This window comes from Fodinibius sediminis (assembly GCF_900182555.1).
Classification (GTDB): Bacteria; Bacteroidota; Rhodothermia; order Balneolales; family Balneolaceae; genus Fodinibius; species Fodinibius sediminis.
On sequence record NZ_FXTH01000004.1, the window covers coordinates 1 to 22804 of the forward strand.

13 protein-coding genes and 1 pseudogene are annotated in these 22804 nt (G+C 48.1%); 1 reads left to right on the top strand and 13 read right to left on the bottom strand.

Annotated features, from left to right (window positions below):
- Positions 1 to 273: 273 nt before the first annotated feature.
- The 12 genes and pseudogenes from FN808_RS05345 to FN808_RS05405 form a co-directional block, all read right to left on the bottom strand.
- Positions 274 to 1950: a selenocysteine synthase gene (locus FN808_RS05345; RefSeq protein ID WP_142713533.1), complete on the bottom strand. Its 1677-nt coding sequence runs from the start codon at positions 1948 to 1950 to the stop codon at positions 274 to 276.
- A 40-nt stretch (positions 1951 to 1990) separates the two neighbouring features.
- A complete protein-coding gene (locus FN808_RS05350) occupies positions 1991 to 3280 on the bottom strand; it encodes an amidohydrolase/deacetylase family metallohydrolase (protein WP_221929924.1) in 1290 nt (429 codons plus the stop codon).
- 24 nt (positions 3281 to 3304) lie between these two features.
- A complete protein-coding gene (locus tag FN808_RS05355; protein ID WP_221929925.1) occupies positions 3305 to 4504 on the bottom strand; it encodes an amidohydrolase/deacetylase family metallohydrolase in 1200 nt (399 codons plus the stop codon).
- 460 nt (positions 4505 to 4964) lie between these two features.
- Positions 4965 to 6098 (bottom strand): alginate lyase family protein, encoded by a 1134-nt coding sequence (locus FN808_RS05360; RefSeq protein WP_221929926.1) that lies wholly within the window; start codon positions 6096 to 6098, stop codon positions 4965 to 4967.
- A 177-nt stretch (positions 6099 to 6275) separates the two neighbouring features.
- Positions 6276 to 7859 (bottom strand): RagB/SusD family nutrient uptake outer membrane protein, encoded by a 1584-nt coding sequence (locus FN808_RS05365; RefSeq protein WP_221929927.1) that lies wholly within the window; start codon positions 7857 to 7859, stop codon positions 6276 to 6278.
- A gap of 112 nt (positions 7860 to 7971) precedes the next feature.
- Positions 7972 to 11301 (bottom strand): annotated as a pseudogene (locus FN808_RS19215) (SusC/RagA family TonB-linked outer membrane protein).
- A 56-nt stretch (positions 11302 to 11357) separates the two neighbouring features.
- Positions 11358 to 12365 carry a FecR family protein gene (locus FN808_RS05380; RefSeq protein WP_142713539.1) on the bottom strand — a complete coding sequence of 336 codons (1008 nt, stop codon included), beginning with the start codon at positions 12363 to 12365 and terminating at the stop codon, positions 11358 to 11360.
- A 253-nt stretch (positions 12366 to 12618) separates the two neighbouring features.
- Positions 12619 to 13242, bottom strand: coding sequence for an RNA polymerase sigma factor (locus FN808_RS05385; protein WP_142713540.1), 624 nt, complete (start codon positions 13240 to 13242; stop codon positions 12619 to 12621).
- 198 nt (positions 13243 to 13440) lie between these two features.
- On the bottom strand, positions 13441 to 14805 hold the full coding sequence (locus tag FN808_RS05390; RefSeq protein WP_185958266.1) for an amidohydrolase family protein: 1365 nt from the start codon (positions 14803 to 14805) through the stop codon (positions 13441 to 13443).
- A 49-nt stretch (positions 14806 to 14854) separates the two neighbouring features.
- Positions 14855 to 16624, bottom strand: a complete 1770-nt coding sequence (locus FN808_RS05395; RefSeq protein WP_142713753.1) for an L-fucose isomerase — start codon at positions 16622 to 16624, stop codon at positions 14855 to 14857.
- Positions 16625 to 16781: 157 nt separating this feature from the next.
- Positions 16782 to 17750: a dihydrodipicolinate synthase family protein gene (locus FN808_RS05400; protein WP_142713542.1), complete on the bottom strand. Its 969-nt coding sequence runs from the start codon at positions 17748 to 17750 to the stop codon at positions 16782 to 16784.
- Positions 17740 to 19236, bottom strand: a complete 1497-nt coding sequence (locus FN808_RS05405) for a sodium:solute symporter family protein (protein WP_142713543.1) — start codon at positions 19234 to 19236, stop codon at positions 17740 to 17742. The genes FN808_RS05400 and FN808_RS05405 overlap by 11 nt, the downstream gene beginning before the upstream one ends.
- Before the next feature lie 563 nt (positions 19237 to 19799).
- Here FN808_RS05405 and FN808_RS05410 point away from each other — a divergent pair.
- Positions 19800 to 20669 (top strand): AraC family transcriptional regulator, encoded by an 870-nt coding sequence (locus FN808_RS05410; protein WP_142713544.1) that lies wholly within the window; start codon positions 19800 to 19802, stop codon positions 20667 to 20669.
- A gap of 28 nt (positions 20670 to 20697) precedes the next feature.
- On the opposite strand, the gene FN808_RS05415 is transcribed toward FN808_RS05410, so the two are convergent.
- A complete protein-coding gene (locus FN808_RS05415) occupies positions 20698 to 22677 on the bottom strand; it encodes a metallophosphoesterase family protein (protein WP_221929929.1) in 1980 nt (659 codons plus the stop codon).
- Between the last annotated feature and the right edge of the window lie 127 nt (positions 22678 to 22804).

Sequence of the window (22804 nt, forward strand, 5' to 3'; positions counted from 1 at the left end):
CACCCCGAACATTCCGGCTATGCTGGCGGCCGCGCCGGCAAACAAGGATTTGATGATTGAACGTCGTGATCGTTTATCGTCTGTAAATTCCATAAAGTTATCTACTGTTGTATAATGATTATTTAAAAAAGAAACTTCTGACGCCCTGTTGAGAGGGCGTAGAAATTAAATAAAATCAAAAATAGGCAGAGAAGTAACTATAAAACCGATTTCACTGAAATTTTCAACGCCCCCTGCCCTTCCCCTGAGATGACCCTTTTCGCTGGGGCCCTCTCAGGTTGCCAGTGGCGGACCTTGAGGCACCATAATTGGTTCTCGGTCGTTCGACTTTTCCTGGCGCTTAGCCTCAAATTTGGCTGTCAGGTATTCACCCAGGAAAACCTCACCCGAGATCTTATTGCCGTCCCTTGATACAGTACCGGTAAAAATGTTCATCACACGATCGCCGGGACGCCGCTCGGTACTCAAGAGTTTCACCGTATTTCCCTCAATCGTGCCTGCTATATCGCGCACAGAAAAGTCGCCCTGGTGAGCCCCTTCAACCCAGTTTTCATCCTGCTGTTCAATGTAAAAAACATGTTCACTCGTTCCGGCATAATATTGCATATCCACTTTCCAGCGCCCTGTCAAGGTTGCCGCAGGGGACTCCTTCTCTGTTGATTTGGGAGACCGCTTTTGAGACAGCAGCTCATGAATGCGATCAGCAACGACCTCGGCATCATCCGGCTGCATCATCCACGCAGTAATGGATATATAGGTCGAACCCGAATCGCTGTCGTTTCCACTGCCCACTACAATGCGGGGCTTTGTACGAGCCATCTTTTCTGCCAGCTCCTGCCCGCCTATGTGAAAGCGATCAGGATCCCAGTGTATTTCAAGACGAGGACTGTGGTTGGATATGGGTGCAGTTTCTCCCGGATGAGACATCCCGGGTATCGTTGGTTCCTCAATGAGGGTATTAATTCCACTGATGTCAGAAACCCGGTTTTCTATGGTATCAAGCCACGACAGCCAGGTCTCCCATTCTTTCGTGTGATCAATCTTTACCCAGGCTTCAACGGCAGCCAACATACCCATCATCTCTTCGCGTCCCACCTTATTATCGCGGCCGGGACCATGGTGGGGAGAACTGGCCTGCCAGGCGGCCTGCATCAGGTTTTTGGGGCCCAGCAGAAGACCGGCGCACTGAGGCCCCCGCAACGCCTTTCCGCCACTGTAGCATACCATGGTAGCCCCGTCCCGGAGATGGGCATTGGGAACCGTAAGATCCTCTGCTGCGGCATCCACCAATACCGGCACCTCATAATCAGCGGCGATCTTAGCAACATTCTTAAGTCCGAGAGGCCCCGTACGGCCTGCCAGCAAGTAGATCATAGCGGTACGGGAACTAAGTGCAAGCTTGAATTCCTCTTCCGAGTCTACCGTAATCACATCTACGCCAATATTGCGCACCGCATGATCATAGGCGTTACGCGAGTGGCGGGGAATAATAACCTCGGTCTTGTTAAAACCGGTAAGATCAGGTATCCGAATTAATTTTTCAGGATTGCCGCCGGTTACGCAGGCTGCCGTCGCATGCTTCATAGCAGCAGCACATCCGGCCGACACCATGCCCCATTCAGCTCCGGTCAGCTCTCCCAGCCGTTCACCAATGCCTTCCGCCAGTTCATCATACTGAACATAGCTCTGAGAAGCCGCCTCCATCGCCTCCCGCACCTGGGGGCGTTCGAGCGAACCTCCTATGATAGTAAAGGTGCCCCGGCAATTGATCACCGGCTCCACCCCAATTCTGCGAAAAGCTTCGTCTCCCATTGCTCGGGTCGACAGGCCACTCGCCGAGAGTATTGACCCATCACCCTTCATACCTTCTCCTTTTGCTAACCGACTGCCTGCTGCAGCTCCCAGTGGAAGCACAGAAAGCATTTTCAACACTTCTTTTCTACTTGGCATAACTACTTTTGATTAATCGTTGATATGTTAATAAATCTGTTTACTGATTTTCTTGCCACCTCTTGGCAGACAACCCATTCTGGTCCCACACAATTTCACCTTCGCGAATGGTTAATTCCGCATTAAGCTTTTTGTTTCCGTCAATCCTGTTTCCTCCGGAATCTACATAGCCGAAATTTCCCTTCTCTACCTTCAACACGGCTATATCAGCAACTCCGCCCTCATCCAGATGGCCCAGATCGCTGCGCTGGATAGCCTTAGCAGCCTTCCAGCTTCCTCCTGCAATCACCTCTTTCAAACGCTGGCCGAGGGTTAAATAGGTAGACATGATGTTGAGCATATCCTTCATCCCCCCGTTCATACTATAACGGTGCAGATCCGTACCAAAAGTATCGGGAAAGAGTCCCTGCTCTGAAGCGGGAACAGCAAGGCTGTAATGGAAACTTCCCCCGCCGTGCCCCACATCAAAAACAATACCCTGTTCCCTGGCCTCGAGTACATACGACTGAATCTTGTCCTCCTCATCAAGAATGGATAGCCGGTCATTCACCGCCCCGAAGGCATGTGTAAAAATATCACCGGGACGCATGCGTTCCAGCAGTTCATCCAGAGACAACTCAGGGGTATGACATTCCAGCAGCAACGGACGATTGCTCTGCTGAGCCGACTTCAACGCCGCCTCAAACGGGACCCAGCTTTTCCCCAGAAAATGACCGATACGCACACCTACAATGTCATCAGGATACCGCCGAACCATTGACAGTGTGCTATCGATGTCTATATCATCCATCTTATAAATACCGGAACCGGATGTCAACCCGTGACCAAAAATATTTATAAAGGCCAACACCCGTGTGTCGGACTGCTCAATGACCTGTTTTCTGAAGTCCGGGAAATTACGCCATCCTGCATCCCCGGCATCTACGATTGTTGTAATCCCCGAACGAAACGAAAAAGCGTCCGGCGACACGCTGGAGGCTCCGCCGTTGAACCCCTTTTCAGGATCACTGCCAAAAAACACATGTGCATGAGGATCAATAAGTCCCGGAACCACATAAAGCCCGCTGACATCGATTACTTTCAAAGCCTCCCCGGGTGGTATATCGCGGGCAACTCGGGCAATGGTCTTTCCCTTGATCCCAAGGTCCATCGACTGGTCGATTCCATTTTTCGGATCAATCACATGCCCCCCCTTGAGCAGCAGATCGTACGACTGGGCCCCGGCACACACGGGCAACAAGCATACCAATATTGCCGGCAGCGCCGCCTTTGCTGCATCATAGGTCACTTTAAACAAAATATTACGCATCTCCGACCAACAGGATACCATCGTCATAGCTGTCTATTGCATTTATTAATACCGTCTGGGTTCTTCATCCCACAGGGGGACCGCACGACCATTAAGATCCCAGACGATACGTCCGTCGCGAATTGTTAATTCCGCCTCAAGTTTCTCGTTTCCTTTCATGGTGCGTCCCCGGGCATCGAGGAAGCCGAACTCGCCTTCTTTCACGTTAAATACCGCTACATCCGCCACTCCGCCCTCGCTGAGATGCCCCAGGTCTTCACGTCCGATAACCTGTGCCGGCGTCCAGGTGGAGCGCAGAATCACCTCCTCCAGGGGCATATCCATATTCAAAAATTTTGACATCAGGTTAGCCATATTTTTCATCCCTCCGTTCATGCTGGAGGTATGCAGGTCACTGCTGATCACATCCGGATAGAACCCCTGTTCCATGGAGGGAATAACCTGGTGCCAGATCAGGCTTCCGCCCCCGTGCCCGACATCAAAAACAATCCCCCTGTCCTGGGCATCGAAGATATATGGCTTCACCTTAAAATTTTCATCCACAACGGCCTCACGTCCCCTGGTGTAGGAATAGGTATGGGTAAAGATATCTCCCGGACGGAGCTTGTCCATAAGCAGCGTTTCCAGCGACAAGGGGGGATCGTGCTCACCAAAATCAACCATCACCGGTACATCGGCCTGCCGCCCCGCCTCCACCGCCTTTTCGACCTGGGTGAAATCTCCCCAGTAGTGGGCCGACTTGATGCCGACGATGAGATCCGGAAACAGCTCCCTGATCATGAGGGTCGTCATTTTGGGATTCATATCCGCTACGTTCTGCTCCTCGTAGCGCCCGAGCATACCAACTCCCACAATATTCAAAAAAGCCAGCACGCGGGTCTTGGCCCGGTCAATGGTCTGCTCTTTGAAGGTCCGGAAGTTTTTCCAGCCGGCCGAACCCGCATCAACGACCGTGGTAACCCCTGCACGAAAGGTGAAGCCATCGGGAGGCAGGCTGACATAGGCATCCGCGATATAGGACTGTGCATTGGTACCGTGAAAAACGTGGGCATGCATGTCGATGATCCCGGGCGTGACATAGAGCCCACTGACATCCACAACACGTCCGGCTGAGGAGGCGGGGATATCTTCGCTGACTCTCGCAATACTGTCACCGGCAATGGCCACGTCCATGCGTCCGTCGATGCCATTTTTGGGATCAATAACGTGTCCGTTGTCAAGCAGCAGGTCAAACTGCTGTGCCATGGCTGCCGGTACCAAACAGCCAGACATCAAGAGAAATAACATCCCCAGTGTTAAAGAACCACGAAGTTTGCTTACAGCGTTTAGCCACCAACCCTTTATCATAATCATACTTTTATTTGTGATTTCCCTTAGCCTGTTTTTTCGGTGCTATTATTACCGGATAACAAAAGTACAAACATTCACAAAAGAAAAAATACTCATATCACAACACAAAAAAACCTGAATGCTTTTGTTTTGCCTCTTTTTATTTAATAATAACTTTTCTTATAAACAAAAAATATCTCCGGCAAACCAAAGGAAAACAAGACAACTTTCCCCGGGCTTCATCGCTGCATCTCACAGGGCCGGTCCGCAGACTCCCTACCATCCTTCCAGCTGTACCAGATCGGGGTTGGTATCTATCTTCATTCAGGACGAAACGTCTTGGATACCGGCTATGATAACAAAGGAGGAGGGCATTTCAGTGCTGCTCGATCCATAGAATGGGCTGGCGGATGGGAAAATTTCGAACAATTTCAGGGAATTCGGGATCAGGATTAAGAGAATTCCATAGTGCAATATAACGGGGGCGATCCAAGGCAAGACCGCCAAATAAAAGAGCAGGATGTCTGACCGGCCACTGATCGTAGTACATGACATCCTCCCTGTACGGCCATTCACTCTTATCCTCGATATAGGGATACATGAACTCGAGAACTTTTCCAATGGATTTACCATCTTCGGTCTGGTACGTCCAAAGATCATGATTGTCATCGGAAATTATATGTACCAGGGAGGTCATGACATCCAGGTTAAACAGCGAATACCCATAGGGTTTGGTCCGGTCCAATTCCCTGGGAAAGCTCCCGTCTTCTGCCACCTGTTCTGGAAGCAGCGTACCTTTGTACAGAGAGCGGCACGCTTCCAATATTTCCTGATTTCCCACCAACCGTGCAAAAGCACTGGCCTGTAGTGCCCAGGCTGTACTGTGATTGTTACCATGCATTTTTTCTTCAATGCCGAATTTACTGGTCGTTAACCAATCCAGATAGGCTGAAAACCAACCCAGCAGAGCCGATTGGTTCTCTCCTGAGAGATATCCCATGCTGTTCAATACCCTGACAGCCTGGGCCACCTCCACCAAATGTATGGTATCGATAATACCGATACTCCGCCCCTCATTTCTCCCCATGATGGCCTGTGAATACTGCAGGTTGGGATTCATCATGGTCTTTTCATCAATAAACCAGGCATGCAGGTGCCTGATCGCTTCATCAGCGTATCTCTCTTTTCCCGTAAGTTTGAAAGCGGACACCAGTGTTGGCACTATTTTGCTTAATCTTCGCATTGCCTGCCTGTGGGCCAGAAAATTATCCGGGTTGCTCCGGCCGTCGCGTCGAATATAGGGACCGCCCGGGTTTTCAGGATCGGGCCACCAATAGTCGCCTTCAGAATAATAGTCGTGGGGGCCGCCCGCACTGCGCGGTGAGACAGTATCCGTAACCGTCACCACAGCAGTCCCCAGATAACGATCGGCAGCCTGAGATACCCGGTCATATTCGATTTCCTTCAGATCAAGAGTGGATGCGGCCCGATGCTCAGCCCCACATGCCATACCCAGGAGTGCCGTTATCCACAGGAGTATTACTGCCGTCCAATTATATGGAAATATGGCGGACATAGGGGGTCCTTTTTTGGATATCACAGCCTGCGTGTGATACCCGTTGTCGATTTCTAAACCTTGCTGATCAAAACTTTTCCCGAGCGTGATCAAACATTCATAACTTCCATACTAGTATCCCGGATTCTGCTCATTAATTTCTGAATTCTGATCCAGTTCATTTTGAGGTATTGGAAATAAGACAAGATCACCCGGATAATTGTCCAGGTTTGGATTATCAAACCTGTCACTGTGATCCAGGGGCAGATAATCGGAGTAAAAATGCCTTTTCACCCGGGTGCCGTCACCAAAAATATTCTTCATTTCCCCCCACCTGACTAGATCCCACAGTCGTTGTCCTTCCAGGGCAAGCTCAACCCGGCGTTCGTGCCTGACAAGCTCAACCAGTGATCCATCAGCCGCCGTTTTGGGAGGCATGTCGACCGAGGGTCGGGCCCGCACTTTATTCACCCAAACCAGAGCTTCATTATTGCCCTGTTCAGCCAGCGCTTCCGCCAGAATAAGATATAGATCCGCCATTCGCATCAGGGGAACGTCTTTCCCGGCCCATCGCTCGTTGGGGAGATGCCCGATATTGTAGATATCCTTCCTAACATTCATTCCAGTCGGCGACCATCGATAATCGTATGCCACCGTATCCCCCGCTGTATATGTAGAGTCATAGGTTACGAGTTCTCCGGAATCGTTGTATCTCTCGTGGGTATACGTTAAGGGTTCCCCGGCATTGTAGACCCCAAAGGCGTCTCCTGTAGAAAAGATGGTATACTCCCGTCGCGGGTCGCCTTCTTCATAGGCCTCGTACAAGTCGCGTTGGGGGAGGTGATATCCCCAGCCTGAAACGCCCCAGATATGAGATAATTCCGGGGGAAGATCACGCGACAGCCGCTGCACCATATAATTAGCACCATAGTCGTCAGCTTCGATGTAGGGAATATAGAACAACAGTTCCGGGTTCGCTTCATTGTTGATATCAAATATAGACATATAGTCGTCTACCAGGTGGTATCCCGTATTTTCCGCAATTTCAATCGCACTGCGTGCGGCGGTCTCAGCAGCAGTAAAGTCTTCCCTGTAAAGCTGTGTCTTGGCAAGGTAAGCCGCTGCCGTTGCTTTTGTTGCACTTCCGGTATACGAAGTTGGCCATTCTTCCGGCAGTTTTTCCCTGGCAAGGGTGAAATCGTTAATAATCCTCTCGTAAATCTGATCCGTAGAAGACTTGGGCTGTTCAAATTCTGCCATCGAGGAGAGCGGAGATTCTATTAGCGGTACTTCCCCAAAGAAATTAACCAGAAACAGATAAGAGAAACCGCGCACAAAATGTGCCTCGGCAATATAGGGATCCAGCTCTTCCTGGGTCATTCCCTTCTCAAGCAGAGTCGGGATCTTTTCAATAGCGTAATTGGCTGCGTTAACACTTTGGTAGGCATACCGCCAGTAGTTTCTGATCGTCCCGTGCTCGGGAGTGATATTCCACTCCGACTGCTGGATGGAGGCACCCCGTGATGGTCTCCAGTGCCCGTCATCGCTCATACCGTCGAACATAATCACAAGATCCCGCTGATACATGGATGAACTCCGGGTCCATGGCTGGTAAGCAGCTGCTACCGCTGCCTTGGCCGAAGATTCATCGACAAAAAAGATATTGGGGGCCGGTTCATCTTTAGGATACCGGTCTAGGAATTCCTCTTCACTCATAAGATCGCAAGCCGAAACAAGTAGAACTCCTCCTAAAAATAATACTGTGTACAAACAATAGTTTCTGAAATTCTTCATTTTTATAGAATTTTTAATTAAAAACTTATCCCTTTTAGAAACCTACTTTCAGACCCAGTGTCCACGTCCGTGGCTGAGGCACACCCGTCAGGACATCCGCATTCGAGTCAACCTCGGGACCGTAAAAATCGGTGAATGTATAGAGGTTTTGCACACTGACATATGCCCCAAGATTACCAACCCCAATTTTTTCAACAAAGTTGCTGGTGAAATCGTAACTCAGATTCACATTGCTTATCCGGAGATAGGATGCATCGGAAAGCCAGAAATCCGAAAACAGCAGGTTGCTGCCCGCATCGTTTGCCGTAACCCTTGGATACTTCCCGTCAGGATTTTTCTCCGGGTGGTAGCGATCCAAAATCAGACGGTCATGATTCTTGGCCCACTGGGTAAAATAGTGCAGGGCGCCCAGATTCGTTCCACCGCGAATATCCCTGCTCAGTCCCTGCAATCCCTGCAACTGAACCTGAAGGGTCAACTGCCTGTAGCCCAGGGTTCCTGTGGCACCATACTGGATATTGGGCAAATCGTTGCCCAGCAGAGCCCGATCCGCTGCATTCACGGTCCCATCCGGTTCTCCGGTCAAATTACCCTCCTCATCATAACCGTTGATATCTTTGAGCCAAATATCTCCTATCTCTTTACCGGGGTAATGAGGATAATTCTCCAGCTCTTCCTGTGTCCTTATGATACCATTGGATACATAGCCAAAATGCGACTTCAGCGTATGTCCCTCTACAATACCCTCCGTGCGGAGATCGCGCCCTTCCAGGTCCAGCACCTCATTCTTAAAATGAGACATATTCACATTGAAGCTGTATTGCCAGTCATCCACGGTCTGCCTGTAGCCGAGTTCCAGTTCAACACCGGTATTGCGTATTTTTCCCGCATTGATATAGGGACTACCGGATAGTCCCGTAGACATGGGAATCGGCTGCCGGAACAGCAGGTCATAGGTGTCTTCTATAAAGAAGTCCGTTATCAGATATATCCTGTTTTGCAGCATTTCGATATCCAGACCGATGTTCTTCTTTTCGGTAGTTTCCCATTTCAAATCCGTATTTATTGCGCTTGTCAGAGTATACCCAAGGGCTGGTTCCTGTGGCTGACCTAGAATATAATTGCGATTATTCAGGCTGGTTTTGGTTCCATAGGTACCGATGCTCAGTACATTGCCAACCGTACCCCAGCTCGCGCGCAGTTTAAGTTCGCTAAGCCAGTCAACATCTTGCATGAAGTTCTCTCTGCTTACCCTCCAGGCAGCAGATACCGATGGAAATACCCCATAGCGATAATTTTCAGCCAGTCGGGAAGTGCCGTCTCTCCTGACGGTGGCATTCAGAATATACTTTTCCTTGAATGTGTAGCCCAGACGACCAAACATACCGGTGAAGGCCCAGTCGGAAAAGTCATTATCCGTACGCAAAGAGGTCGGGTCAGCTGCATTGAGGTATCGTATGGCATTACTGGGGGTTCCATTTCCGTAACCACTCAGGCTCTCAAATGTCTGTTCCTCGCGTGAATACCCAAGAACACCAGTGAGATAATGGTCTTCCCCCAATGATCCCTCGTAATTAAGTAAAAAGTCCGTTTGCCAATAAAGACTTTCCCCGTTTATCTTCCTTAGCTCATTGACATTGCTTCCTTCCCATCCCAGGGATTGATCAACCCCATTGGTAAACAGCGACGTATAATTGTTGGTCCACCGGGCACTGCTCCGTGCTGTAAACTCCAGTCCCTGTAAAATATCAATGGTCAAATAAAGATTACCCATGACGCCCTTTTCATTGCGCTTGTTGATGTTCTCGGAAAGAAAAAGGGGGCTCTGGTGCATATGCTCAAGCTGCGTATTTCGGATCCTCCCGTAACTGCCATCTTCTTCATAGATCCGGGTGATCGGAACTTTCTGAATAGCTCCGGTATACTACCCATTCAGGCGATTGCGCTTGGATGAAAAAAGATTTAGAGAATTGCCAAAAGTAAGCCAGTCTCTAATCTGGTGATCAGTATTTAGCCGCAGGTTGATTTCATCATAGTCGGTTCCCATGACCATCCCTTGGTGGTTGGTATAGTTTGTCGAGACAAAATAGGTTGACTTGTCGGAACCGCCGGAAACAGATAAATTTGAGTTTGATAGGTATCCGGGACTTAGCATTTCACCATACCAGTCAGAATTGACCCCTTGATACTGTGCCAGATCTTCCTGGTCCCATGGGGTCGATACCCCCATATTGGTATAAGCTTCTGTGTAGATCTCTAGAAATTCGTCCGCATTCAGCAAATCCAGTTTTAGGTTGCTCTCCTCCTGTACAGCCCCGTAGGTGTGAAAAGTAATCGCAGGCTGGGCGTCATTCGAACCCCGCTTTGTATTAACCAGTATAACACCATTAGCCCCTCTTGAACCGTAGATCGCTACGGCTGATGCATCTTTCAGCACCGAGACCGACTCAATATCCTGATGATTTATATGATCAATGTTATTGGTGATATTTCCGTCCACCACAAATATGGGAGAATTGCTCCCCCTTATTGACTGCTCCCCACGGACGCGGATACTTGCCGAGGCCCCGGGCAGCCCGGAATTTGATACAATACGCAAACCGGCAGACCGTCCCTGCAGCGACATCAGCGGATTTGTGGTTGGCACCCGCTCAAATTCTTCTTCATTGACAGTGGACACAGCTCCTGCAAGATCGGTTTTCCTCATAGTCCCATATCCCACCACTACCAACTCCTCTCCTGCAATGGCCTGCGGCTGCAGGGCAACATCAAGCTCTGTTCGTCCACCGATAGGCACCTCCTGACGCTGATAACCGATGTACGTAAATACCAGGGTATCCTGTAGTGAAGGCACCGTCAATTGATAATCTCCGTTGCTATCCGTAGAAGCACCTCTTGACGTTCCCTTCACCAGGATATTTACCCCCGGCAGCGTCTCCCCAGATTCGACATCTGTCACCGTGCCTGCCACCTGCTCCTGGACAGGCAGGATATCTTCCCGATTTACCTCTTCCTGCACCTCATAGATTCCATAGGTCTTGGGATTCAAATACTTGTACTGGAGTCCTTGGCCTTCCAGCAGCTTATTGAGTGCCTTTTCAACATTGCTGGATAATATTTTGGTACTGCCAATCTTCTTACCACTCATGGTATCCGTGCGATATAGAAATACCACATTGTATTGCCGTTCCATTTCCTTCAGTGCCTGCCCCAGATTCATCCCCCCTTCAATCGTAAATCCATTGGTATGGACAGGAGTCAAATGCAGCGAACCCAGGGTCTGAGCTTGACTGAAACTGCTCATCAGGAATAAGCAAAGAACTGGTAATATTACTTTAAAAAAACACCGTTTAACATATTTCATGATTTCATCCCATTTTCTATTAAGAAGTGTTCTCTGTTAATGTTGGTTGGTAATGGTTAAAAGTTATCCCCTATATAGACAGTTTCGCGATCTGCTGACTGGTAGACCGGTATGAGGGCTACTTCCGAAACCGATCGAACCAGTTCCTCCAGGGATCTGAAATAAACCCCTCCGTCTATTTTGATATCGGTCAGCCGGGGATCTGTGAGCTGTACCTGTACCCTAAATCGTTGTTCAACATACTGAGCAAACTCCTGGATGGTTGTCTCGTCAAACTGCATGAATCCCGTTGCCCAGGATGTATAGAAAGTAGCGTTGACCGTCTTTCTGCTTATGACCTCTGACTCATCAAACGCCAGCATTTCTCCTTTTTTGAGAGCAACGGCAGGTTCATCATTTCCCTTCCCCCCCGGATTGATTTGCACTTCTCCTTCCTGCAGTACCACCCTCGAATAATCCTCACTAACGGTTACCAGAAATTCGGTACCAATATCCCGTATATCCCCGTCCGGGGTATGAATGGCAAACATGGGCTCTTTTCGTGAAGAATCACTCTCCGCATCAAAATAGGCCTCCCCTTCAAGCACAACCTCAATCGTCTGGTTGTGAAGCAGGCCCAACCGATAGGTCAATGCCGAATTACTGTTCACAATAATTCTTGAGCCATTTGAAAATTTAATCGTCTTGTGTTCCCCCTGATCCGTCCTGACCGTTCGTTCCTGTGTAATCTGCTCAACCCGGGTGGAAGATGAATCATCCTGACCGTAAAAAAAGAGACCAAAGCCGATCATTCCTCCTACAATCAATATCGATGCTACCCGCAAGATCCATGACACTGAAGAAGTCCTGCTGCGCACAGAACGAAATGCCCCCCCCTTTTTCCCAACAGTGGACCCATGCAGCCGTATCCATTCCGCCTGCACATCCACCTCCCCGGGATCATCAAATCCAAAGCCTGCAATCTCGGCAATAGCCTCTTTGGCTATTGCCCTATTTTGATCGGTGGCTTCCATCCACTGGTTCCAGCGTCTTATTTCCCCCGGGCCTGCAGTCCCTTTCACCATCCGCCGAAAGGATTGATTTTGTATAAGTTCTGGAACGGTATAATGCTCTTTCTGCACGATTTAAAAGATATTTTACGGTTACTTCGGCAGAGGAGAGTCACGAAAACCTTCAGCGTACTCATTTTTTTATGAAAAAATCGAAATTTTATTGCATCGGCTCTACAGACCACCGCTCATGCAGGAGGATATTTTCCTGTAGAATTGCAAGGATACTGCATAGGAAGGGCACGGGACCAGCATGGCAACCCAGCCATCATAAAAACAAAAGAAAGGAGATAAACAGGGAGATAACCAGCCTCATGATTTCCGTATCCAACAGGCTTCGCAGGGTTTGCATCGCACGGTACATGTGATTGCGGACCGACTGGCGGTTGATGGATAGTATCTGTTCAATTTCAGCGTAGCTCATCCCATTGTAGTAATGCAGGTAAATCACTTCTTTTTGACGGTTGGATAACTGGTTCAGGGCATGCTGAAGCTCCCTCTGTTGATGAAATTTTACTTCATCTCTGATTATCAGCTCCTCCTTGTCAAACTGGATGGAAATGTGTTCATCCAGTTCCTCCATCTCACAGTTTCTTTTCCTGCATCTTTTTAATCTTTTCAGGATCATTCGCCGCAGGGATACGAAGAGATATACATTGGGCGACTCTACGTGCCCAAGTTTATCCCGCCGTTCCCATAGCGTTCTGAATAATTCCTGTATACAATCCTTCACCAGTTCGGGACGGTTGCACAACTTTAACCCATAGCCGTACATCGACGTATAATAGCAGTGGAACACCCGCTTGAAACTACCTTCATCCCCCTGGATGAAGTGCTTCCATGCTGTACTCCTGTCGCCTGTATTTCCCGTTTCGTTATGTTTTGATGCCATAGGCTTGATACTGAAAACTATCCCCTATCTCGAAAACAGTATGCTGTTCCCAAAGGCCTTTAATCGAAGGGTAATAAAAATCCCTAATCTCCATCCCATTTTGAAAAGCCCGTTACCAACCTATAAAAATAAAAAGGGAAGTCAAATTAATTTCACGAAAATGGAACCATATTGGTTCTTACCTGTTGGCTGAAATCATCAGCGTTCATCGTCCTGTATCCATTTTCCATTGAGCATTACGCGGTCGATCTTCTTCATCACCGCGATATCTTCAACCGGGTTTCCATCGACCATGATAAGATCGGCCAGTTTACCGGCTTCAATACTGCCCAGCCGCTGCCCGGTTCGAAAATACCGGGCATTCCCCGTCGTACTGCTCACGAGCACATCCATCGGCTTCATTCCAGCTTTAACCAGCAATTCCATTTCGTGCTGATAATCCAGCCCGGCCTCAGCATGTGGGATCCGCGCATGCGAACCTATTGAAATTTTCATCCCGGACTTGTAGGCCTGCTCAACAAAGCGGACCATATTCCGGTATCCTGTCAAGTGGAACTCTTCCACCCCTTCATCCCCCTTTTGACGCTCATAGACACCCAGCGTGGGCGTGAAAAAAATATCATGTGCAACCGCCAGATCAATAACCTCCCGCAGCCGTTCTGATTCCATATCAATTTTCGACCACAACCTGAACCGCTCCTCGCGCCGGGCACTGTAATCGGCACGCACCGCTGCTTTAAACCTCTGTACATCCTCCGGATCAGCCAGAGCCGTACCAAAGGAGGTCACATGTTCGATTCCGTCAATACCTGCCCGAATGGCATCATCAGCATCCACCAGTTCCAGGTGGGCCATCACTGGAATGCCCACTCCCGAGGCCGCATTCGTAATAGTCTCGTAGTATTCCAGTGGAAGCCGAAAGTACAGCTTGATACCGGTAGCTCCTTTTTCGAATTGATCATAGACAGCCCGGCGGGCATGGGCGGCATCTCTGACGACAATCGCCTGCTGACTCCAGACCGGGGGAAAGCCATCGAGATGCCCCCCGGTCAAGAATACCCGGGGCAGCGGACGCTTCGCAAAATGCAGCGACTGGTAGAAGCGAAAGGGGTGCCCGGGGTCGCGCATCGTAGTGACGCCATGACGAAGATAGTTGTGAATCCAGTCGTTGTTCATCACCGAATGCAGGTGGGCGTCGATCAATCCCGGCATCAGGGTCTTGCCTGTGGCATCAAGGCGATCAGCATGAGCCGGGATGTCAACCTCCTCACGCGGTCCGGCAGCGACAATTCTGTTTCCTTCCACCACAACCACGGCATCCTCGACCGGCTCTCCACCGCGACCGTCTATCAGCCGGCCCCCGACAATAGCCAATGGCTTTCGGACAGTCGGCACTGCCGGTGGATTAACCTCTATTAGGGGCTCCACGTGCTTTGTGTCCTGCCAGCGCGCAGTGACCTGCTGGGCGACCACATTGGCAGCAAACAGGAGAATGAATACAAGACATCCTGCTATTAAGAAATATTGATTGAAAAGATGCTCCCTCACACTCATCCTCTGCATATTTAACGTTAGTAACCTGATATGATGTAGATCGAGATCCCCTCCCGGGTCAACCATTTTTGCCGTAAAGCGGCCCGTAGTTTTGGCACGCCCTGAAGTCGGCGGCCTCCAGATCTTTGGTTCCAAAAGCCCCCCAGGCGCTGGGACGAAAAATTCGCTCCCGGGGAATATTATGCATCGCAACCGGGATACGCAACATCGAAGCCAGTGTCACAAATTTATCTCCAATATGGCCGTAGCTCAGTACCCCGTGGTTCGATCCCCAGTTGTCCATGACGGAATAGACATCCCTGAATACATCCCTGCCTGTCAATCGGGGAGCAAACCAGGTGGTCGGCCAGGTAGGATCAGTACGACGATTTAATATCTGATGCACTTCACCTGGAATATTTACCGTGAATCCTTCAGCAATTTGCAGAACAGGTCCCAGGCCCTTGATCATGTTAATGCGAGTCATCGTCACCGGCATATTTCCCCGGGTCAGAAACTGAGAAGAGAACCCACCTCCCCGGAAATATTCAAGGTTGGCCGGGCACCATCGCGTCGCCTCAAGACAGGCCTTGGCCTCCTCTTCTTCTATCTCCCAAAAAGGCTTCATCACAGGTTGATTGTTTCTGGTCTGCCGACCGGTCCCATCCAGTGCCGCCGATCCTGAATTCAGAAAATGAATAATCCCGTCGGCAGCTTTGCCTGTTAACTCGTAGCCGGTGACCCTCTTCACCGATTCGGCACTCCAGTAGGTACGAATATCGCCAAAAATCTGGGCACTGTTCGTTATCTGGTGGCCCAGCAGCATACAGGCGGCATTCAGCGTATCATTTTCAGTCGCGATAATATAGGGCTCGCGTATTCCATTCCAGTCAAAAGAGGAATTGAGAACAGCCTCGGAAAAATCACCATTGGGAAAATAATCGGTCCACTGTCGTTGTCCCTGAAACCCTGCCGCTATGGCATTGCGTCCCAGAGCCTCCTCCCCGTAACCGATATCATCAAGCCGTGGATTACCGGTCATTAAATCACGCATTATAAACGTCATTTTCACTACCGTCTCCCAATTCTGATCCTTTTCCTCCCGGCCAAGCTGTTTGCTTTCGGGATTAACATCCTCTCCTTCCGTGCAATAGGTCTCCACCCATTGCAAAGCGTTGTGGAATTCCTTCTCATCATATATTTTTTCTTCCATACGCCTCGTAATCTCAGACATATCTACTGCTTCACAGCGCATACCAAAATAATCCTCAAAAAAATCTTCCTGGATCATCGATCCTGCAATACCCATCGAGACCGACCCGATTGAAAGGTATGACTTGTTCCGAATGGTTGCTACAGCCAGACCCGCATTGACAAATCGAAGGATCATCTCCCCTACGTCATCTGTAATTTTGTAATCCTCAATATCCTGTACCCCGGCCCCGTATATTGTAAATACCGGCAGCCCTTTTTGGTCGTGGGCAGCTTTGGTTGCTGCCAGGTATACTGCACCGGGACGGTCACTAAAATTCAATCCCCAGATAGCTTTTGGATACCAGGGATGCATATCCATCGTCTCAGCGCCATAGCACCAGCATGGCGTGACCGTTAGCGACAGTCCGACACCCTCTCGCTCGAACATTTCAGCTGCTTCTGCTGCCTCCGCAACCCCTCCGATACAGCTATCTGCCACCACACACTCCACAGGAGCACCGTGGGTATGCCGTACATTCGAAGAAATAAACGATGCTGCTCGGCGGGCCATATCCATTGTTTGAGCCTCCAGCGATTCCCTCACTCCCTGTCGCCTCCCGTCAATGACAGGCCGGATACCAACCTTTGGTGCCATGCCGATTGTTCGCGGCTCCTCTTGCGGCACTGCCCGTCTATATATCTTCCTGTTGCTCATAATAAAGCTCCCTTCTTTGTTACGGTTTATCGTGAACTTATCCGGCCCCAACATCTACCCGGCTGTATGCTGCGGCAATTCCCCAAAAATGGTTTTTCTAGCTTTTTATATCTGCTATAAATTCCGGCCGGTCGATTCCCAGCTCCTCACGAATTTCCTTTGCGGAAATAAAAAGACTATCCATGATTCTTTCCTCCTCATTCGTCAAATGCTCCTGGGATGCCCTGAGTTTTAGTGTTAACGGTAACCCCCGTTTTCGTAAAAAAGCTTTAGCCATCAGGGGGTACTTATTCCGGGTAATCCCATCCAGGAGCGTAAGCATTCGCTGTAAATAATTAATTTTCCCCCTTTTTTCATCATCACTGAAAAATTCACACAGGTAGGAATATAATTCGGGATAAAAATTTGCTGATATCGGTGAAAGTCCATCGCCACCCAGCTGCAGCGATTCAAGTGCTGTCGGTGTGTTTGCATTGTAAAAATTCAGCCTCGAATCGCAGGTATAAGAAAGTTTTTCCCTGATGTCATCGATATTACAGGAGGTGTCCTTATGATAAAAAAACCGTCCTGAATCAACCAGCCACTCCATTATTTCCGGTGTTAAAAGTCGTTTGTAAGGGGACGGACACTCGTAGATTCCCAGCCGGATTTCACCGGTGGCACTGGAAATTTTTTCCAGCCTTGCCAGCAGCTTGTGATCCCCTTCATCTTCCCTGGCCAATATGCTCGTAACAAGTATTACTGCTGTCACCCCTTTGGCAGCCATTTTCTTTATGAACTCAATCTGCTCCCCGATATCGCCTCCGAATGTTCCCGTAGAAACAACGGGAACCCTGCCGGCCACCCGGTCTAAAACCCGCTCCGTCAAATGTAATCGTTCCTCAGGCGTCAGGTAATACATTTCGCTTGACAGGCAATTAACAAAAAGGCCTGAAGAACCAGCGCTTATATAAAAGTCTGTAAGAATATCCAGGGCCTCGTGATCAATCGTCAGGTCCTCATTGAATGGGGTAATCATTACAGGCCACAATCCCTGAGGAAGTGGTTTCAAATTATTAAGTGACATTTTCTGATTTCTTTGATTCTGAACTCTTGTTGAGAAGTGAAATGAGGAATCCAACCAGGAAAATTGCGGTGGTACCCAGAACTATGGTCATATAGGAGTGGATCTGGTAAACCAGGGTTTCTTCAAGCTGAAAAAGCTTGGTAAGACTCAGCCACGCAATCACAACTATGCCGCTCAGCACGCCCAGCACTGCCCCTGTTGAACTTCCTGCATTTGTAAAAATTCCGAGCAAAAATACCCCGAGCATGCCGCCGCTGAAAATAGACGATAATTTCCACCAGGCATCCAGGGCACTTGTTACATTCATAAGGGATAACCCTATGCCAATTCCCGTTAACCCGATTGAAAAGGTTGCTATATATAAAAAAGACATGGATTCCTTTTCCGTAGCACTCTTTTTAAAATAACGCTCATAGTAGTCCGTCAAAAATACGGTAGCCGAGCTATTCAAACTGGTGGAGATAGTACTCATGCCTGCAGCAAAAATTGAAGCAATGAGAAGACCGGTAATTCCGACAGGCAGCTCCTGTACAATAAAGTAGGGAAACACGCGGTCACTTTGAGCAGCTTCCATAAGTTCAGCAGGAAGTCCCGCAGCAGCACTGTTATAAAACACAAAAAGGGCCGTTCCTATGAATAAAAACAGCATGGAAACCGGTATATACAACAATCCTCCGTACAATGCTGACCGTTTAGCCTCTTTTTCCGACCGGGCAGCCACATACCGCTGAACATAGTTCTGATCTATACCATAGTTCTGCAGGTTTATAAAAATTCCATATATAAAAACAACCCAGAATGTTGACTCAACCATATTTAAATTAAAACTTCCGAGACTGAACTTGTTTTCCGAGGATGCAACGGCAAACAGCTGGCCGGGACCTCCCGGAAGGTCAAATAAAATATAGCCCGTACAAAACAGCGCCCCGGCAATTAATATTATTCCCTGGATTGCATCCGTCCATACGACTGCCTGTATACCTCCTAAAACAGAGTAAATAATAACGGTAATTCCCGTCACGATGATGATAGCTGCAATACTCCAGCCAAATACGGCATGGATGGCCAACGCCAGCAGATATAAAATAATGCCAATACGCATCAGCTGTGTAAGCAGATAACAGGTTGATACATAAATCCTGGCCCAGGAACCAAACCTGTCTTCCAAATAGGTATAGGCAGAGGGACTGTTAATTTTTCGGTAATGAGGAACAAAAAATTTTACCGCGACTATTATCGCAAAAGGAATAGAAAGGCTGAAAACAAAAGCATTCCAGTTTGACATGAAAGCCTGACCGGGAAGCGCCAGATAACTGATACTGCTTACGAAAGTAGCAAAGATCGACATACCTATAACCCATCCCGGAATTGAATTGCTGCCGGTCGTAAAGGCCGACGAGGTTTTATTCCGGCGGTAAAAGGAACTCCCAAAAATGGTAATGCCAATCAGGTAACCGAAAAATATAATGACATCAATATTTGACATATTAAATCGAAATGTAATACCCCAAGATTCCATTTCCCAACTTTTCCTGGTGAATGCGACAGGCAGCCATCACTGGGAAACCACGAATTTCAGTACCCAATTACTCAATCAGTACAGACAAAAGCCATGTGAAAATTATCCCATACATAAAGTATTTTCACTATCCGTGCCGTGTCCAACCACTTGAAATCGGGATGCTATCCCCTCCTTACACATTTTGCTGATCCCCTGGGACTACCGCCAATCCCATTCCACCCGGAAAAGTAAAAAAATCACCCAGAACCAGGCCTGTCACTATCATGCCACTATTTTGCAATCATTCTCTCCGGTAATAATTTAATTAATTTGCTTAATTGTTAACTTTATTTTAAATATCAAACATATTAAAGGGATAAACTTATAAATATTACCCTAAAACTAAAGTATATTCACACTTGACTATTTATTCCGGGGCTACACCTAATTCGCATTATCACTTGTAAGATGGTCATCCAACACAACGGCGTGATGGTACATTGAATATCGACCAGTAAAATCCCAACATTAAAACTTCGGGGTCGCATATGGATTTTTTTGTCGAAAAAATAATGGTTCCTGACAAGCATTCCTTTCTCGTTAGCGAACATGAGCTGGGTGCACATACATCCAAAATTCATTCGCATGGCAATTATGAACTGAATTTTATTACACATGGATGGGGACGACGATATGTCGGGGACAATATCTCAAGTTTTCAGGCTGGTGACCTGGTATTGATGGGACCGGATCTTCCCCATTGCTGGGAAGTGAAAGGAACCTATTCCAAGGAGTCACCCAGATGTATTGTCATTCATTTCCAGGAAGATTTTCTGGGATCGGACTTCATAAATACGCCTGAACTCAAACCCGTATTGGAACTATTGAGGGATTCACCCCAGGGGCTGCATTTCAAAGGCACTCACATTACCGATGTGCGAAAGCAGTTGGAAATGATGCTTGAATCGGATGGCCTTAAAAGCCTGGTTGGGCTGTTGGAAATCTTCCGGCTCCTTCTTGAATTCAAGGAATACAGTTATTTGTCGACACCAGGATACATTCAACAGTCGCATCAATCCGATTTTAAGAAGATTAATAAGATATACGAATACATCTTCGTAAATTTTCAACAGGATATTACACTGGAAGAAGTAGCTGATTTGGTAAATATAACCCCGGGAGCCCTGTGCAGATATTTTAAAAACAAAACCGGTAAAACCCTTTTTAGTTTTTTGAAAGAAGTACGCATTGGATATGCATGTAAATTACTCAATGTCACCAATAAAACGGTAACTGAAATATGCTATGAAAGTGGTTATAATACCCTGGCACATTTCAATACGCAGTTCAAGGAGATAAAAGGAACAACGCCCGGCAGGTACCGAAAGAGGACAAAAAATGTGTTGGCTACTGCATAATGCCCTGCAGATAACAACTCCAAACACATTATCTGGGTATGAGGGCTACCTTGATATCCGAATGTAACATCACCCACCAGCTGCTGCTGTTGCTGTCATAACCGACCACAGGCTCCTCCCTGCAGCTTTCACTGCGTTTCTGTAATAACTGTGTTACCATTTTGGATTCATAACGGTTATTTATCACACACTCTTGAGGGGAGAACGGCTTCCAGTGGCCACCTTCATAGTAGCCTATAGTGACGTCGTATTTACTCTCCAATTCTTTCGTAAACTCCAGAACATAGGTGTCGGACTCCGCCGATGAGATCTCCCAGCTTTTGGTCGCTGATTCCGGCAATGGGTGGGGCTCTTTAGCAGAACCGTCGGGCTGACTTCTTTTTATCCCTCCATCTTTCTCAAGATCTTTCTCCATCCCATAGGCACTGCTGTACACGCCGGTTTGAATCTGGGTTCCACTGACCACCAATATATCGGATAGGGTTTCATCTGTTCCTGACATCCAGCTAAGAGTTAGATGCTCTTTCAAATCAATGGTAGTCGCCGGAACGTTAACCTGTTGTCGATTATCTGAGAGAACAAGCCTTTTGTCGCTATTGAGATTTGGAGTCCAGGGTTCATGAGCCTGAAACAGATATTGGTAGGCCAGCCGCATCAGATCCATCTGGTTTTCCGCACGGCTGAATCCCTCCTCCAGGCTTAATATCTGTGACGTACTTTCCACTCGATTAAACGTATTATTGATTCCGGCCAGAATTTTGACGGCGGATTCATCGGGGGCAATACACTCATTTGTCCGGTAGAACATGTCATGGGATAAAACGGGACGGGTGGCTGTCGGTATAGAATTTGGGTATACAATGCGTTCGCAGCGATCTTTCGTTCTCTCAAACCGATCCATCAGTATCCAGTCCGGGTTCTCAAGCTCTTTCTTTCCTTCCTCATTATCTGCAACGGTATGCGATGCGTAATAAGCCTCAAAATCAACCTGCTTCTCATTAAATGACAGTAGGGCCGCATTGACATCAAATGCCTCAGAACCATTTTTACGGGTATTCATCTTCTGTTGAATAATCGCCTGTACTTTTTCTCGTTCACCATACCGGAATTCATATCCCTTGTAGGAGGCATTTCCTGCAATAATCTGGGTGTATTGAGGTAATCGGTAATTCCGGTCGGAAGTGCTCCAGGAAACCGGATCCCTGTAAATCGGGGCTGATATGACAGAGCGCTGGTACATATGCTCATGGCCCTGTACCCAGATCACATCATGCTTGGAAAAAAAAGACCTTATTTCATCCCACTGGTTCAGCAATAGATTATCTCCCTTTGTCCCTTCAACAATCATCTCCCTGGTCTCTCCATACTTAGCGCCAATGAGTCCGTCATGACTTGCAATAACAATGTGATCGACTTCTTCCTTATGTTCATTCACGACCTCTTTTACCCACTGGAAGGCGACAGGCAGATTATAATACCTTAGTATTACAATCAGTACATTTTCTCTGACTATATAATAGTTCTGATACTGCGCGCCCCCCATATGAACTGCATCCTGCGGAATATAGTCTTTCATATAATTGACCCACTCAACCGTATAGGCGAAACTGGTTTCATGGTTTCCCATCAGCGGGAGAAACGCCATGCCCGCATCCCGGTATTTTTCGGCAATGGCCGTCCACTGCTGAAATTCAAATGCGGTCCCTTTGTTTGTTAGATCACCGACCGGGATAACAATATCTGCCCCCAGCGCCTGCAGTTTGTCCAAGACCGCCTCCATCGGATAGATGGAAACGGAAGCCCCGTGTCCCTGCGTATCGGGCAGTATTCCGATACGCAGGGTTCCGGATTTTTTCTTCTCCTTATTCCCCGCCTGCCTGCTCTCCAGGGCCGATGTGCCCTTGCAGGAGAGCATAATCGAGAACATCAACAGCAGCAGCCATCCCTGGTTTACCTTACTGAATGCATAGCTGCAATCTGAATCGACATACCCTTCTTTTTTCCTCATTATGTTCTGACTATAATCACGTATTATATCCTGTTATCAAGAGCTTATTTCTACAGAGAGTTGCAGCATACCATCACACCGGAAACACTGCCCGAATTCACTGAACTAAATCAATTCGACAGGAATA